Source organism: Desulfomicrobium orale DSM 12838, assembly GCF_001553625.1.
Classification (GTDB): domain Bacteria; phylum Desulfobacterota; class Desulfovibrionia; order Desulfovibrionales; family Desulfomicrobiaceae; genus Desulfomicrobium; species Desulfomicrobium orale.
On sequence record NZ_CP014230.1, the window covers coordinates 1713133 to 1728960 of the forward strand.

14 protein-coding genes and 1 tRNA gene are annotated in these 15828 nt (G+C 59.0%); 12 read left to right on the forward strand and 3 right to left on the reverse strand.

Features of this window, described 5'->3' with window-relative positions; all coding sequences use genetic code 11:
- Window positions 1–54: 54 nt before the first annotated feature.
- From AXF15_RS07845 to rpsT, 6 genes are all read left to right on the forward strand, one after another.
- Complete coding sequence (locus tag AXF15_RS07845) at window positions 55–960, forward strand: SurA N-terminal domain-containing protein (protein WP_066605639.1); 906 nt, start codon at window positions 55–57, stop codon at window positions 958–960.
- A gap of 26 nt (window positions 961–986) precedes the next feature.
- The gene (locus AXF15_RS07850; protein WP_066605642.1) at window positions 987–1838 is read left to right on the forward strand and encodes a helix-turn-helix domain-containing protein; all 852 of its coding nucleotides are present in this window, start codon (window positions 987–989) and stop codon (window positions 1836–1838) included.
- Between the two features lie 6 nt (window positions 1839–1844).
- Window positions 1845–2588, forward strand: a complete 744-nt coding sequence (gene recO, locus AXF15_RS07855; RefSeq protein WP_066605645.1) for a DNA repair protein RecO — start codon at window positions 1845–1847, stop codon at window positions 2586–2588.
- A 24-nt stretch (window positions 2589–2612) separates the two neighbouring features.
- Entirely contained in the window at window positions 2613–3479 is an 867-nt protein-coding gene (gene glyQ, locus AXF15_RS07860; protein WP_066605648.1) for a glycine--tRNA ligase subunit alpha, read from the forward strand.
- A gap of 16 nt (window positions 3480–3495) precedes the next feature.
- Complete coding sequence (gene glyS, locus AXF15_RS07865) at window positions 3496–5577, forward strand: glycine--tRNA ligase subunit beta (protein ID WP_066608835.1); 2082 nt, start codon at window positions 3496–3498, stop codon at window positions 5575–5577.
- A gap of 136 nt (window positions 5578–5713) precedes the next feature.
- Complete coding sequence (gene rpsT / locus AXF15_RS07870; RefSeq protein ID WP_066605651.1) at window positions 5714–5974, forward strand: 30S ribosomal protein S20; 261 nt, start codon at window positions 5714–5716, stop codon at window positions 5972–5974.
- A gap of 134 nt (window positions 5975–6108) precedes the next feature.
- Here rpsT and htpG read toward each other — a convergent pair whose 3' ends face one another.
- From htpG to AXF15_RS07885, 3 genes are all read right to left on the reverse strand, one after another.
- Window positions 6109–7998 (reverse strand): molecular chaperone HtpG, encoded by a 1890-nt coding sequence (gene htpG / locus AXF15_RS07875; protein WP_066605653.1) that lies wholly within the window; start codon window positions 7996–7998, stop codon window positions 6109–6111.
- 255 nt (window positions 7999–8253) lie between these two features.
- Window positions 8254–8329 (reverse strand) — tRNA-Lys (locus tag AXF15_RS07880).
- A gap of 134 nt (window positions 8330–8463) precedes the next feature.
- Window positions 8464–8718, reverse strand: coding sequence for a YbeD family protein (locus tag AXF15_RS07885; RefSeq protein ID WP_066605657.1), 255 nt, complete (start codon window positions 8716–8718; stop codon window positions 8464–8466).
- A 157-nt stretch (window positions 8719–8875) separates the two neighbouring features.
- On the opposite strand from AXF15_RS07885, the gene AXF15_RS07890 reads away from it, so the two are divergent.
- From AXF15_RS07890 to brxC, 6 genes are all read left to right on the forward strand, one after another.
- Window positions 8876–9820 (forward strand): hypothetical protein, encoded by a 945-nt coding sequence (locus AXF15_RS07890; RefSeq protein ID WP_066605659.1) that lies wholly within the window; start codon window positions 8876–8878, stop codon window positions 9818–9820.
- 63 nt (window positions 9821–9883) lie between these two features.
- Window positions 9884–10357, forward strand: coding sequence for an outer membrane lipoprotein (locus AXF15_RS07895; RefSeq protein ID WP_083517940.1), 474 nt, complete (start codon window positions 9884–9886; stop codon window positions 10355–10357).
- A gap of 24 nt (window positions 10358–10381) precedes the next feature.
- Window positions 10382–10864 (forward strand): adenosine-specific kinase, encoded by a 483-nt coding sequence (locus tag AXF15_RS07900; protein WP_066605662.1) that lies wholly within the window; start codon window positions 10382–10384, stop codon window positions 10862–10864.
- A 153-nt stretch (window positions 10865–11017) separates the two neighbouring features.
- Window positions 11018–11815 (forward strand): hypothetical protein, encoded by a 798-nt coding sequence (locus AXF15_RS07905; protein WP_211258963.1) that lies wholly within the window; start codon window positions 11018–11020, stop codon window positions 11813–11815.
- The gene (locus AXF15_RS07910; RefSeq protein WP_066605664.1) at window positions 11802–12353 is read left to right on the forward strand and encodes a BREX protein BrxB domain-containing protein; all 552 of its coding nucleotides are present in this window, start codon (window positions 11802–11804) and stop codon (window positions 12351–12353) included. Before AXF15_RS07905 ends, AXF15_RS07910 begins: the two co-directional genes overlap by 14 nt.
- Window positions 12354–12368: 15 nt before the next feature.
- Complete coding sequence (brxC, locus tag AXF15_RS07915; RefSeq protein ID WP_066605667.1) at window positions 12369–15806, forward strand: BREX system P-loop protein BrxC; 3438 nt, start codon at window positions 12369–12371, stop codon at window positions 15804–15806.
- Window positions 15807–15828 lie beyond the last annotated feature (22 nt).

The window sequence follows — 15828 nt, forward strand, 5'->3', positions numbered from 1 at the left end:
CCTTGAAAAGGGAGCGGCTTTTCCCGTGAAATATATCGTAACATGCCGGAACATATGAGAAAATATATATTTTTCTGCTGCGCCGCCTTTTTCTGGCTGGCGGGAACGGGCCATGCCATGCAGGTGGTCGACCGCATCGTGGCCGTGGTCAACGGGGAGATCGTCACCTATCAGGATCTGCTGCGGCAGACCCGCCAGACGACCGGCGTGGAGTCCGGTCCGGTTGTGGAGCAGGCCATGCCGCAGGTGCTGGACGCCATGATCGACGAAGCCGTGCTGCGCCAGGAAGCGGAACGTCTGGAAGTGAAGGTCACGGATGCGGAAGTGGACGGTGAAATCCGCCAGTTGAAAGCCCGCCGCCGTCTCACCGAGGAAGACTTCGCTCAGGGGCTGCGCCTGCAGGGGCTGACCCTGGAGCAGTTCCGGGAACGCACCCGGCAGGACATGATGCGGCAGCGCATGCTCGGTTTCATGGTCCGGCGCAAGGTCATCGTGACCCAGGAGGAAGTGGACGACTATATCGCGCGAAACGGCTCGGAACTGACCAGAGAACAGGCTCTGGACCTTCAGGTGCTGATTGTGAGCGGCGCGGAAACGGCCGCCGGTCTGCGTGCGGCCATACAGAAGGGTGAGTTGACTTTTTCCGATGCCGTGGCCCGCCATTCCGAGGGTCCGAAGGTTGCCGACGGAACGCTTGAGACCGTGAGATGGCGTGACCTGGCCGGGCCCTGGCGGGAGGCCGTGCAGGGGCTCACTGTGGGGGAAATCAGCGAACCTTTTCCCATACAGGGCAAATGGGCGGTGCTGAAGCTGCTCGACCGGAAGGAGGCCAGCCCCCGCCCGGCGGAACAGGTGGAAGAGGAAGTCCGGGAAGCCCTTCTGCGTCCCAAGATGGAAGAGCGTTTCAGGGAATACATGGCCGATTTGCGAAGCAGGGCCCTCATTGAAAAACGCCTTTGAGGCGGGCCGGATACGGAGAACCGGATATGGATCTGACGGAAATCGGAAGCAGACTGCGGGAAGGCCGCCAGAGCAAGGGGCTGACGGTGGAAGAGGCGGCGGAGAAAATCAAGATCTCCTCGTCCGTCATCATCGCTCTGGAGGAAGGCAACCGGGAAAAATTTCCCCATCCCGTGTACGCCAGAGGGTTCGTGCGCAGCTACGCATCCCTGCTGGGGTTTGATCACGCCGAACTGTGCGCGGAGTTCGCCCGCGAATATCCTGTGGAAGAAGACCACGAACCGCCTTCTTCCGGCACGGGCATCAGCGTGCGCGCGTATGATTCCGGCCGTACGGAAAATCTGCTCCGCTTCGTGGCCGTACTGGTGATCCTGGGCCTTGGCGTGGGCGGATGGATACTGTTCGACGAGTATCGCAGCCGCACGCCGCTTGGTGCGCAGAACGCTGTGACGGAAGCTCCGCCCGTCTCTTCCGCTCCGGTCCGGCGGGAACAGCCCGATGCCGTCTCGCACCAGATGACCCAGATGCAGGAAGTGACGGAAGGTCTGGCCGCCAATCAGACGACCAATACCAGCGTTGAAGCTGAAACCGTCATGCCTGTGGTCGAATCCGGGGAGACCGGGGTCAATGCCACCCAGCCCGCGGCGGCGGAGCGGGTGCTGGTGGTCCGGGCCAATGCCGACAGCTGGCTGCAGGCCCTGCCTGACGGCAGAGTGGTAGATTATCTGCTGCGCAAGGGTGAATCGACATCCATCGCCTTTTCCAGGACCCTGAGCGTCAAATTCGGCAACGCGGGCGGCGTGGCTCTGGAGCTCGACGGGCAGCCCTACCCCTTCCAGGCCGCCGTCGGCGAGGTGAAAACCCTGGTTGTGCAGTAGGCGGCGATGGAATTTTCCGAACAGGTGATGGTGCTGCGGGTGGGCACATTTCGGGAGGCGGACTGCTGGGTCCGCTTTTTTTCGCCCACACACGGCCTGCTGACGGGCTTCGCCTTCGGCGGCCGCCGCAGCCGCAGACGGTTCTGCGGCTGCCTGAGCCCTCTTTCCCTGGTGCATTTCCGGGTCAGCCGGGGCAGGCGGGAATATCATTGCCTGGAGGAAGGTGCGCTGGTCAACGCCTTTCCGGACCTCAAACGGGATCTGAACAGGCTGGGCATGGCCAGCAACTGCGTGCGTTTTTTCGAATCCCTGTCCTTTGCCCCGGACAGTATGGAGTCCGCCCACGCCCTGTTGCTGGAGACCCTCGAAACCCTGGACCGCAGCGTGCCGGATTCCTGTTTCCTGCCCATCCTTTTCCGTGCGAAAATGACCTTCACCCAAGGGTATCAGCCGGATCTCTCATCCTGCCGGGGGTGCGGGCGGCCTCTTGCGGACAGCGGCCGCGCGGCGTTTGCCGTTCAGGAAGGCGGTCTGTACTGTCCGCGTTGCCCGTCCGGAGCGGGACATAAAATTTCCACCTCCCGGGAGACTCTGGCGCTTCTGAACCGGCTGAGTGTGACCGGCCCCCGGGAATGGGCGGACTGGGCGCCCTCGCCTCAGGTGCGGGAGGAATGCGTCCGCCTGGTGGACGCCTTTGTGCAATGCCATCTTGGCCTGACCTGCGACGGAAACCGCTTTCTGCGGGTCTGAGGCCGGAGATACAAGGAGCCGTACATGAATTTTCAGGATGTCATTTCCAACCTGCAGCGCTTCTGGGCCGGACAGGGCTGCGTGCTGCAATTTCCCTACGACATGGAAGTGGGAGCGGGGACTTTCAATCCGTCCACCTTTCTGCGGGTGCTCGGCCCGGAGCCGTGGCGGGTGGCCTATCCCGAATCCTCACGCCGCCCGACGGACGGACGCTACGGCGAAAATCCCAACCGCCTGCAGCATTATTTCCAGTTTCAGGTCATCCTGAAGCCCTCTCCGGCCAATGTGCTGGAACTCTATCTGGACAGTCTGGGCGTGCTGGGCATCGACAAGCACGTGCACGACATCCGCTTCGTGGAGGACGACTGGGAAAGTCCGACTCTCGGCGCCTGGGGACTGGGTTGGGAAGTATGGCTGAACGGCATGGAGGTGACGCAGTTCACCTACTTTCAGCAGGTGGGCGGTATCAATCTGGAGCCCGTCAGCTGTGAGATCACTTACGGGGTGGAGCGGCTTTGCATGTACCTTCAGGAGAAGGAATCGGTGTACGACCTGGCCTGGAACGATCATGTCACCTACGGCGACGTGTATCATCAGGCCGAGGTGGAACAGTCCCGCTACAATTTCGACCATTCGGACGCGGAAATGCTTCTGTCCCTGTTCGGGGCTTACGAGGAGGAGGCCCGCAAGCTGTGCGCCGCCGGTTTGCCCTGGCCCGCATACGATTTCTGTCTGAAATGCTCGCACACGTTCAATCTGCTGGACGCGCGCGGAGCTATCTCCATCACCGAACGGGCCAAATACATCGCCCGTGTGCGCGCTCTGGCCTCGGCCGTGGCCCGGCTGTACGTGGAACAGCGCGAGGCCATGCATCATCCGCTGTGCAAGTGACATGGAAGAAACGAATATGAATCATTTTATTCTTGAAGTAGGCGTGGAGGAGATGCCAGCCCGGTTTCTGGACAGTCTGAACCGGGAGCTGGAAGAAAAATTTGCGGATTTTCTCGGCGAGGCCGGGTTGGATTTCGGCCGGGTTTGCGCCGCGTCCACTCCCAGACGGCTGGCGGTGGACATCACCGGGTTGGCCGGGACGCAAAGAACGGAGGAAGTGGTGGTGTCCGGACCGCCGGCACGCATCGCCCTTGACGCCGAAGGTCGGCCCACCAAGGCCGGACTGGGGTTCGCCAGGTCGCAGGATGTGGATTTCTCCCAAGTCTATGTGGAGGAGACGGACAAGGGCGCCTATCTGGCCGTGAGAAAGACCGTGGGCGGCCGGGCCGCGGCGGATATTCTGGCCGAAGCCTGCGTGCGGATACTGCCGTCTCTTTCGTTTCCCAAAAAAATGCAGTGGATGGGCAGGGAATGCACCTTCGGAAGACCGGTGCGCTGGCTGCTGGCCCTGCTGGACGACGCGGTGGTGCCCTTTTCCTTCGCTGGTCTTGACAGTTCCCGCGAAACTCGTGGGCACCGGGTCATGGGACCGGGTCCGCTCACCGTGCCCCACGCCGATGTTTATGAATCCGTTCTGTCCGGTCAGGGTCATGTGACGCTGCGGGCCGGGGACCGCAAGGAAGCCATCCGCGCCGGCGGCGACCGTCTGGCCCATGAAGCGGGCGGCACGGTCATCTGGTCCGAAGCCCTGCTGGACCAGGTGGCGGGGCTGGTGGAGTCGCCGCAGCCCATCCTCGGGGGATTCCACGAAAAGTTTCTGGAGCTGCCGGAAGAGGTGCTGCTGACCAGCATGGAAACGCACCAGAAAAGTTTCGGCCTGCGCGGCGGAAACGGAAAGCTGCTGCCTTATTTCCTGACGGCGGCCAATATCGAATCCCGCCAGCCGGAGCTGGTGCGCAGGGGCTGGGAGCGGGTGCTGCGGGCCAGACTGGAGGACGCCCGGTTTTTCTGGGAAGCTGACTGCGCGGCGACCTTCGACGGCTGGCTGGAAAAATTGGATCGGGTCATTTTTATCGGTCCGCTCGGAACCATGGGCGACAAGACCCGGAGGCTGGAGAAACTGGCCGCCTTCATCGCAGCCGAAACGGCTCCGGAACTGAAGGCGGATATGGCCCGGGCCGGGCGGTTGTCCAAGGCCGATCTGGTTTCGGAAATGGTCTATGAGTTCGATGACCTGCAGGGAAAGATGGGCGGTATTTACGCGCGCCGCCAGGGCGAGAGCCGGGCCGTGGCCGATGCCCTGTACGAACAGTACCTGCCCGCGGGACAGGACTCTCCGGTACCGGCCACCATGGGCGGGGCCATCCTGTCTCTGGCGGACAAGCTGGACAACCTCGCGGGCTGCTTCGGGCTGGAGATGATCCCCACGGGTGCTGCCGATCCCTACGCCCTGCGCCGTAACGCTCTGGGAGTGTGCCGCATTGTTCTGGAATTCGGTCTGAAGCTCGATCTCCGCGCGTTGCTGCGTCAGGCCCAGGCCGGGTACACCGGCGTGGACTGGAAGCTGGTGCCCGCCGAGGCTCTGGACAGGCTCATGGATTTCTTCGGGCAGCGGCTCAAGGCTTTCTGGAGCGCTCAGGGCGTGGAGACTCTGGTGCTGGACGCAGCCATGGCTCCCGGATTCGATGATATCTCCGACACCCGGCAGCGTGTTCAGGCCCTGGCGGAATTCAGCCGCGCAGAAGACTTCGAGGCTCTGGCCCTGACCCTGAAGCGGGCGTCCAACATCATCCGCAAGCAGGGGGACCAGCCGTTGACTGGGAAGGTGGATGCCTCCCTGCTGGAAAACGCAGCCGAACGCCTCTTGCTGGAGACCGTCGAGAAGGTGGAACCGCTCTGGGCCGGTCTGGCCGCTGGACGCGATTACCCGGCCATGCTCGGTCAGTTGCGCGTGCTGCGGCCCGTGGTGGACGGGTTTTTCGACGGCGTGATGGTCATGGCCGAGGACGAGGCCCTGCGCGCCAACCGCCTGAACCTGCTTTTCCGCGTGACGGACATGGTTGGCAGGGTGGCGGATTTCGGTCGGTTACAGGTGTAGATGGCTGGCCGGGAGAGGGCATCTCCGGCCCAAAAGCGGCTTGACAGAAGCCGGGGCCTTTGCATAGCAGAGCTTTCTTGCAGAGACATCCGGATACTGACTGAAACACGCGTATTTTCCGCAGAGGAGTTTGACATTGGCTAACCACAAGTCCGCCCTGAAGAGACACCGCCAGAGCCTCAAGGCCCGCGAGCGGAACAGAATAATGAAGACCCGGGTCAAAAACGCCGTCAAGGCCGTGCGCATGGCCATCGAGGCCAACGACAAGGAAGCCGCGGCCAAGGCCCTGCAGGCCGCCACGTCCATTCTGGACAAGGCTGCCAGCAAGAAGACCCTGCATTGGCGCACCTCGGCCAGGAAGATTTCCCGGCTGAGCATGGCCGTCAACAAGATTTAGATTTTCATACGCTTCAGTCACGAAAGCCCGCCATGCTGCCGCACGACGGGCTTTCGCCGTCTGGTATGGAAAAAGGCCGGGAATATCCCGGCCTTTTCGTCAGAGCCGTTCATGAATGAAACGAGTTGAATGCGTCAGTTGGCGCGCTCCCTGTACCAGAGGCTGGAATCTTCCATCAGCCGGTTCAGGCGGGCCACCATCTTGTGCGGATCCGACAGATAGCCATCCATCAGCAGGGCGGACTCGTAAAGCTGCTCGATGACCGAGGTCACGAAAGGATCCTTTTCATCCGTGCCGAACACGGCCAAGAGATTGCGGATCAGGGCGTGATCCTGATTGATCTCGAAGACTTTCTTGGGAATGGACGTGTCTTTGGTCACCAGCTGCATGATTTTGTGCATCTGGGACGTTGCTCCGTCCGGGCTGACCAGGCAGGACGGGCTCTGGCTCAGACGTTTGGACACGCGGGCCTCGGTGATGCGGTCGCCCAGAATTTCCCTCACCCGTTTCAGGAAGCGGTCCATGTCTTTTGCTTCCGCGTCGCTCAGCTCCTGAGATTTCGGCGCGTTCTCCCCGGCGTCGGCAAATTTCTCCAGGCTTTCGATGTCCGCGTTTTCCGTGGATTTGAACTCGAAGTCCTTGAATTTGCGCAGGCTGTCCATGACGAACTCGTCGATGGGTTCGTACAGATAGAGCACTTCCAGACCCTTGGCGCGGAAGATTTCCAGGTGCGGGTTCTGTTCGATGGCCTCCCGGCTGGGGCCGGAAATGTAGTAGATATCTTTCTGGCCGTCCTTGGCTGTTTCAATGTACTCGTCCAGTGAGATGAGGCCGTCCTTGCCGTCGTGGCGCGAGGAATTGAAGCGCAGAAGTTCGCCGAAAGCTTCCTGGTTGGCAAAATCCATGTAGCCCAGCTTGAAGCGTTTGGAATGCTCCTTCCAGAAGGCGGCGTAGCGGTCCTTGTCCTGCCCCAGCTTTTTCAGGTGTCCGAGAATTTGCTTGGTCAGCGTGCTGGCGATTTTGCGGATGAGCAGATTCTCCTGAAGGGTCTCGCGGGAAATGTTCAGAGGCAGATCTTCCGTATCCACCACGCCGCGCATGAAACCCAGATATTCGGGGATGAGGTCCTTGTTTTTGGTCTGGATCAGCACACGGCGCACATAGAGATCCAGGCCGTAATTGTCCCGGTCGAAGCCGAAGGTGTCGGCGCTGTGCGGGGGCACGAAAGCCAGGGCCGAGAACTGTACCGGCGCGTCCACACTCATGTGCAGGGTATCCAGCGGCGCTTCGTGGTCGTAGGTCAGAAAAGTGTAGAATTCCTTGTACTGCTCCGGCGTGATGGAGAATTTGTTCTCCCGCCACAGGGCGGGCACGGTGTTGACCTTCTCGTCCTGCACCAGAATGGGGAAGGAGATGAAGTTGGAGTGCTTCTTGATGATGGACGTGATCTGGTTTTTGTCCGCGAACTCGGCAGCGTCTTCCTTCAACTGCACGGTGATGGCGGTACCTCTCGGCGCGTCGTCCTCCAGCTCGGCGATGGTGTAGGTACCCAGACCGTCGGAAACCCACTCCACGGTTTTGGCATCGGGACGAAAGGACCGGGTGCGGATGGTAACCTTGTCCGCGGCCATGAACACCGAATAAAAGCCGACGCCGAAGCGGCCGATGATGTTGGAGGAGTTCTCCTTGTCGGCCATGGCCTGACGGATGAACTCCGCCGATCCGGAATGGGCAATGGTGCCGATGTTGCGGATGAGCTCCTCGCGGGTCATGCCGATGCCCGTGTCCGCGATGGTCAGGGTCTTTTTGTCTTTATCGGCGGTGATGGCGATGGACAGCTCCAGGTCGGGGTCTTTTATGTCCGTGGAGCGGGCCTGCTCGAAACGCAGCTTGTCCAGGGCATCGGATGCGTTGGACACGAGCTCGCGCAGAAACACTTCCCGGCTGGTGTAGAGAGAATGAGTGATGACATCGAGCAGCTGTTTGATTTCCGTTTTGAATTCGAACTGGTCGGTCTGGGACATATATGCTCCTTGGTAGAATGTAGGACGGCTGGGCCGTCTTGCGGCCGCGTTCAGATAAATGGCCCTTCCCGGTTGTCAAGGCGCTTTCCGAAAAGAAGATTTCCCTGTGGGACGGCTGTGCATGGCCCGGGTTTTCCCGTCCATGCGGAAAAAGCGGTGAAGGCTGTGAATAGGGACAGATTTGAGAAGGAAGGGAGGATTTCAGGCACAAAAAAGGGATGCGGTGTTTTTTCCGCATCCCGGAAGTTCTGGCTTTGGTGGGCCACCAAGGAATCGAACCTTGAACCTGCTGATTAAGAGTCAGATGCTCTGCCAATTGAGCTAGTGGCCCGTTGTAAAAACAAATTATGTCAGGGTGTTACGTCAAGACATCTTTTGCCTTCGACAACGAAGAGGCAATTACGGTTTTCCCCAGGGAGCGTCAAGCAAAAAGATGAGTCAGATGGCGGGCACACGGCGTGCGCGTCAAAGCAGGTATTTGACGCTTTCACATCTCCCCAGCGCGGCGGTCAGCTCGTCCATCTGTCTTCTGCTTTTCAGGCGCACGGTTACTGCGCGGGTAATGTAGCTGCCGTTTCTGGAAACGGCGCCGGGTGAAGGAACTTCTTCAAAGCCGTGCTCCCTGAAAACCGCGCGGACTTCTTCCAGAGCCTGGTCCGTATGCCGGGTGATGATCTTGTATTCCCAGTGCAGGGGAAACTCGAGATGGGCCTGTTTCATGTGGGACTCCTGGTTGACGGAGGGATTCCGGGCCGGTAGCTTTTTTCCGGTTCTGCGCCGCCGTCTACATGGACATCCGCCTGCGGGCCGTCAATACCCGGCGGAGGCGGGGCAGGCTTTTCGGCATATATTTTGTCACACGAGCGAGGAATCCGCGGTGAAGGAAGACTGCGAGGATATGGAACGGCTGCCCGGGCTTTGCGACGATGCGGAGGGGCGGGCCAAGGAATTGAAGCTTTTCACCATGTGTCTGAAAAAGTTCATCAGGAAGGTTTTTCAGCACATGGTAGCCACCCGGTTTGCCTCTTGGAAGGAGCTGGCCATTCACGATCAGGATGGTCTGGCCTATCCCATTTACAATTACGTCATCGAGGCTGCGGATGCCAGACAGCGGGAAGTTTTCGCCGGGTATGGACTGGAGATCGAGAACGGGCAGATTCTTCTGGCCGACCTGTCCGTGTCCGCCATTCTGGAAGAGGAAGGAGCCATCGGCCTTGAATTTTACCTGTACGAAACAACGTCCATTGTTCCGTACATCTGTGACGATTTCGAGGCGGTGGAGGAACAGCGGCCGGACATGTCGCATTTTCAGCGCATCAACCACGCGGATTTCGAGGCTCTTTACGATGAACTGAAGGAAAACGGCATTTTTGACGCGCTCTATTACGAGCTCAACAAATCCATCCTGCTCATCGAGCTGTCCGAACGCGAGGTTCTGGCCCGGATCAAAAAAGAGAGTCTGCGGATCATGTCCGGTATTTTCGCCCGCGCCAAATCCATTTCCAACCTGAACACCATCACCAACACCGACATCAAGGAATTCAGACTGGACTTCGACGCCGTCGGCCGGAATTTTTCGCTGGTCATCCTGAACGGTCACGACGCGGACAATCAGCCGGTTTATTCTTCGGTGCTGACCCTTCCCGAATACAAATCCGTGGCCCAGTATGTGGATCTGGATACATTATATGAGAAGCTGCTGAAAGTGATGCGGGCCAAGAATATCCCGAACCCCGAAGGCACGCTGCTGGAGGCGCTGAAGCCCCATGACCGGGCCGGACAGAATCCGGGCGTCCCCTTGCCGGGAGTAGTTTCTTCCTGATCCGGAATACAGGTCGCAGTAAACAAATTCTACTGGTTATCCCTTTATCCACAGGAGTACGCAATGCAGAAACGAAAACACATGTATCTCATTCTTGCGGTCTTCTTCCTTGTCGGTCCGTTTTTCCTCACCTCGTGCGCCTCCAGCCTGTCCAGCCAGGCCTACTCCCGCGATCAGGCCCGCCAGAGCATGCGGGTCAGTTACGGGACGGTCAGGGATGTCCGGCCGGTGCGGATCGAAGGGACCAAAAGCGGAGCCGGTGCCGTGGCCGGCGGCGCGGTCGGCGGCGTTCTGGGCAGCATGGTCGGCCGTGGCAAGGGAAGCGTTCTCGGAGCCGTCGTGGGTGCTCTGGGCGGTGCGGCCGGTGGAGCCTTGGCCGAGGAAGGCATGACCAGACAGAATGGTCTGGAAATCACCGTGGAAATGGACACGGGCGAGACCCTTTCCATCACTCAGGCCGCCGATCTGCAATTCCATCGCGGCGAGCGGGTCCGGGTGCTGCACAGCCCGGATGGTACCGCCCGGGTGCAGAAATAGCGCTGTCTTCAAAGGAGTATTCCGATGGAACTTTCTCTCGTGACGATAAAAAATCCCGGCAGCCTGAATATGATTCTGGGCATGTCGCACTTCATCAAGACGGTGGAGGATATCCATGAGGCCATGGTCAACGCCGTGCCGGGCGCCAGGTTCGGGCTGGCCTTCTGCGAAGCCTCCGATGTCTGCCTGATCCGCACCACGGGCACCGACCCGGAACTGATCGATCTGGCCCGTGAAAATGCCCTGGCCATTTCCGCCGGACACAGTTTCGTGCTGTTCATGCGCGACATGTTTCCCATCAACGTGCTGAAGGCCGTGCAGAACGTGCCCGAAGTGGTCCGGACGTTTTGCGCCACGGCCAATCCGGTGCAGGTCATAGTGGCCCAGACCGACCAGGGGCGGGGCATTCTGGGCGTCGTGGACGGCTTCGCCTCCCAGGGCGTGGAGACCGAAGAAGACAAGGCCAAACGGGCGAATTTGCTGCGCGCCATCGGTTACAAGCTTTAGGCGCGCTCATTTGACCGGTTTGCGGATTACTTTGAAGCGTTCATGCTTTGCGATTTTGTTGGCGAAGCATGGACGCTGTTTTTTCCAGAGGGATAAGGATTATTCCGGTCTTTATTGAGCGGGTTCGCAAAAGCGGAGCAGGAGAGACCAGCAGTGAGCGTGACGGAAAAATATAAACAATTATCCCGCTTCGGGTTTCGCTTCGAACGCGGAAGCGTTCATACTGCTCGCACCATGATGTTTGAGGAACTGGGGGCTCTCTTAAACTATGTCGACCAGCCTAAAGCCGAAAAAAATGTTTATCTCCAAGCAATAGATGATGAGAATTGCCTAAGTAAGCGCTCTAACAAGAACCGTACGCTCACCTATAGGCATCTCGTTGATCTTTACTCGCTTGACCCCACCAATATCCTTTTCCGGGCTCTCCTCTACTTTTGGAATCGGGACATCGATGGACAACCCTTGCTGGCGCTGCTCTGCACTTACGCTCGGGACTCCATTTTCCGGTCTACGGCACCGTTCATTCTGAAATTTCCGGAAGGCGCAACGATCACCCGTGAGTCTCTTGAGGAATTCATTGACAGCCAAGAGCCTGGCCGCTTCAGCAAGGCGACGCTGAAGTCAACGGCGCAAAACATCAATGCAACCTGGACCAAGTCCGGTCACCTCTACGGACGCGCCCGGAAAGTACGCTCCCACGCTAATCCTACCGCCGGGAGCGTTTCTTACGCTTTGCTCCTTGGCTATCTCGCAGGCAGTAGAGGACAGGCGCTTTTCCAGACGGAATACACCAAGCTGCTCGATTGCACGTTCGACAAAGCCATTGAACTTGCCGAAGAGGCCTCTCGCAAAGGCTGGATTGTGTTCAAACGCGTGGGTAACGTCATCGAAGTTCTATTTCCAAACCTGATCAATCAAGAAGAAATGGAGTGGCTTCGTGAGCAAAGTTAAGCGGCTGATACAGTCCTACAGGAAATACATCTCCGTTCCGTGGCGCGAGGATGCCGCTGCCGCACAGCGCGTAATCTTCTGTGTTTACAACGAAACAGACGAACTCTGGCTGCGAGCCAAGGTCGATGAATTTGAAATCGTCACACGACAGGCAGGCCATGAGTGGGCCATGTTCGACCTGACGGATACTTTTGCCATCTGGTTCTCTTCGCAAAGGTACGCCAAGAGCTACTTTCAAAAGCCACATCTGCTCTCTACGCTGCTGCCGAAATACCTCGCATTCATCACCGATGCATTCGAGACCTTCCTTAAAACGAACGAGAGCGGACCCGATTCCGTCGTGGCAATTAAAGGCGTCGGTTCGCTTTTCGGATTTCTGAAGGTGAAAGAGGTCGTCGACAAGTTGGCCCCGATGGTCACAGGACGGCTGTTGGTCTTTTTCCCGGGCAGCCATGAAAACAATAACTACAGGCTGCTGGATGGCTATGACGGGTGGAACTATCTCGCCGTACCGATCACTGCGGACAAGGGATATTGAATAAGGGGTTTGAAGATGAATAATCGTGATATTTACCAAAAGGATCCGGCCACCCGAAAGCTGGTCAACGAGGGGGTGGCAAGTGTCAACGACGAGAAGACCAGTCAGGCGCTGGCGGTGCTCCGTTACGAGCTGGAGACCTTCGTCTGTGATGGACAATACGAGAAAGGGATGTCACACATCCTTGAGACCTACCTCAAAAATATCGACCAGGCACAGCAACCCGCCGTTTGGGTCAGTGGTTTTTACGGATCAGGTAAATCGCACCTCGTCAAAATGCTCCGTGCGCTTTGGGTCGACACGGTCTTCGAGGATGGAGCCACGGCTCGCGGCATTGCCAACCTGCCTCAAGGCATCACTGATAATTTCAAGGAATTGAGCACCCAGGCCAAACGCCATGGAGGGCTGCACGCTGCCTCCGGCACACTGGGAGCCGGTGCGAGCGGCAGTGTCCGGCTGGCACTCCTGCGCATCCTCTTCAAATCCGCTGGATTGCCTGAGCAGTATCCGGTTGCCCGCTTCGTCATGTGGCTCAAGCACGAAGGCATCTATGACCAGGTTCGCGCTCATGTTGAACAGAATGACTTCGACTGGATTGAGGAGCTGGACAACTTCTATGTGGCCGAAGGGCTTCACGAAGCCCTGGTTCAGGCCAAGCCCAAGCTCTTTTCATCACCCGCATCCTGCGTCGAGACCCTGAACAATCTCTACCCCTACGTTCAGGACGTTTCCAGCGATGACATGCTCAAGGCCATTCGGCAGGCGCTGACGAAGGACGGCAAATTCCCGCTGACATTGGTGGTGCTTGACGAGGTGCAGCAGTACATCGGTGAAGACAGCCAGCGCTCCATCGACGTCCAGGAGGCGGTGGAAGCCTGCAGCAAGAACATTGGCGGCAAACTGCTCTTCATCGGCACCGGACAGACCGCCGTGACCGGCACCAGCAACCTGAAGAAACTCGAAGGTCGTTTCACCATCCGCGTGGAACTCTCCGATGCCGACGTCGACGCGGTCATCCGTCAGGTCATTCTGGCCAAGAAGCCGGAAGCCAAGACGCCCATTGAGCAGATCATGCAAACCAACCTGGGTGAGATCTCCCGGCATCTGGCGGGCACGACCATCGGTCACAGGCAGGACGACATTCCGCATTTCCCCCAGGACTATCCCATTCTGCCGGTGCGCCGTCGTTTCTGGGAAAACACCCTACGGGTGATGGATCAGACCGGAACCGACAGTCAGCTTCGCAACCAGCTCAGCATGGTTCACAAGGTCATTCAGACCAACCTGAGTGAGCCCCTGGGCCATGTTGTACCGGCCGACTATCTCTACTTCGACTCTGCCGACAAATTGCTCCAGTCACGCATTCTGCCGCGCAAGGTCCATGAAAAGACCATGAGCTGGAACAAGGGATCGGAAGAAGAACAGCTCATGGCCCGCGCCTGCGGCCTGGTCTTCCTCATCAACAAGCTTGGCAGCCAGAACAACGAAATCGGCATCCGGGCCACCATTGATACTCTCGCCGATCTACTGGTCGAAAACCTTTCTCGCGGCAGCAGCAGTTTGCGCAGCAAGTTGCCCAGCCTGCTAGATAAATGCGAACTGCTGATGAAGGTCGGTGATGAATACCGCATCCAGACCGAAGAGAGCGCGGCCTGGAGCGACGAATTCTTGAGCCAGCGCTCGGCCTTGTCCAACGAGGCGCACCGCATCGAGGCCGAACGCGACGACCGCATCCGCAAGCGCTTTGGCGAGATGGTGCGCAAGCTCTCCCTGACCCAGGGTAGCTCGAAGGTCACCCGCGACATCTACCCGGTGTTCGACGCCCAGCTTCCGACCGATGCCGATCAGCGCATTTGCGTCTGGGTTCGCGACGGCTGGAGCATTGACGAAAACTCGGTGCGGGTCGATTCAAGGCAAGCGGGCAATCAATCCCCGACTGTTTTTGTGTTCATCCCCAAGCGTTCGGCCGATGACCTCCGCCACCACCTCATCGATTACAAGGCAGCCAGCGCCACCTTGGATAAACGCGGTGTTCCCAACACGCCGGAAGGCACCGAAGCCCGAGCGGCCATGGAGACCACCAAGCAGACCGCCGAAGGCAAAATCCGCGAACTGCTCGAAGAAGCCTTCTCCGGAGCCCGCGTCTTTCAGGGCGGCGGTAATGAAATCCTCGGCAACGATCTGCAGGAGATGGTGCTGGAAGCCTCCGGCAACGCGCTGCAACGACTCTACCCGCAGTTCCATACCGCCGATCACGTGGGCTGGTCCAAGGTTTATGAAAAAGCTAAGTCCGGCGCTCCCGATGCGCTCAAGGCCGTTGGCGACGAAGGCGAACCTGCGAAAAATCCAGTGTGCAAAGCCATCCTCGGCTTCATTGCCGGTGGCAAAAAAGGTGCCGACATCCGCACCCAGTTCGAGTCTTCACCCTACGGATGGTCGCGTGACGCCGTGGACGGCGGCCTGCAAGTGCTGTTGGTGGCCGGGCTGATCCGGGCGCAGGACGAGCGAGGCCAAACCCTCGACCCCAAGGAACTGGAGCGCAAAACCATCGGCAAGGTGATGTTCAAGGTGGAATCCGCCACCGTCACCGCCGCCCAACGCATCCAGATCCGCAAGCTGCTGCAGAAGCTCGGCCTCTCGGCCAAGCAGGGCGAGGAACTGGCCCACATACCACAGTTCCTGCAGAAAATGCTGGAGCTTGCCGACCAAGCAGGCGGCGAGGCACCGAAACCGGCCCGGCCGGACACCGCACCCCTCGATGAAATCCGCCTTACTGCGGGCAATGAGCAACTGCTTGCCCTCTACAACAGGCGGGAAGAGTTGGGCGGCAACATCGATAACTGGACTGATCTCGCTAAGCGCATCGCCAAACACTGGCCCAACTGGACCGTCTTGAAGCGCTTGATGGCCCACGCCTCCGGGCTTCAGGAAACCGAGGTCATCCTGGCCCAGGTGAAGACCATCGAGCAGCAGCGCCAGCTACTCGAAGAACCCGACCCGGTCGGGCCGCTGATCGCGGGCCTCACCCAACTGCTGCGCGATGAATTCAACAGGCTCGATGGAGAATATGCCTCCCGTCATGAGGAGGGCCTCAAGCGCCTGGCGGCCGACAGTAACTGGCAGCAACTGGAACCGGAGCAGCATGACCAGCTCATGTCGGCCCAGTTCCTGCACGACTCCGCCCGACCCAAGGTGAAGGTACAGTCGACCAACGATGTGCTGACCACCCTGGACAACTGCACTCTGTCGATGTTTGCCGACCGCGTGGCGGCCATGCCCGCACGCTTCGACAACGTCGCCAGTGCTGCCGCCGAACTCTGTGAGCCCAAGGCTCAGTTCATTCAGGTGCCGCGCCGCACGCTGAAAACCAACGAGGAGATCGATGCCTGGGTCGACGACGTGAAACAACAGCTCAAGGCCGCCCTGCAAAACGGGCCGATAGTGATTCGATAAGCAGCCTTCAAAGGAAATAACG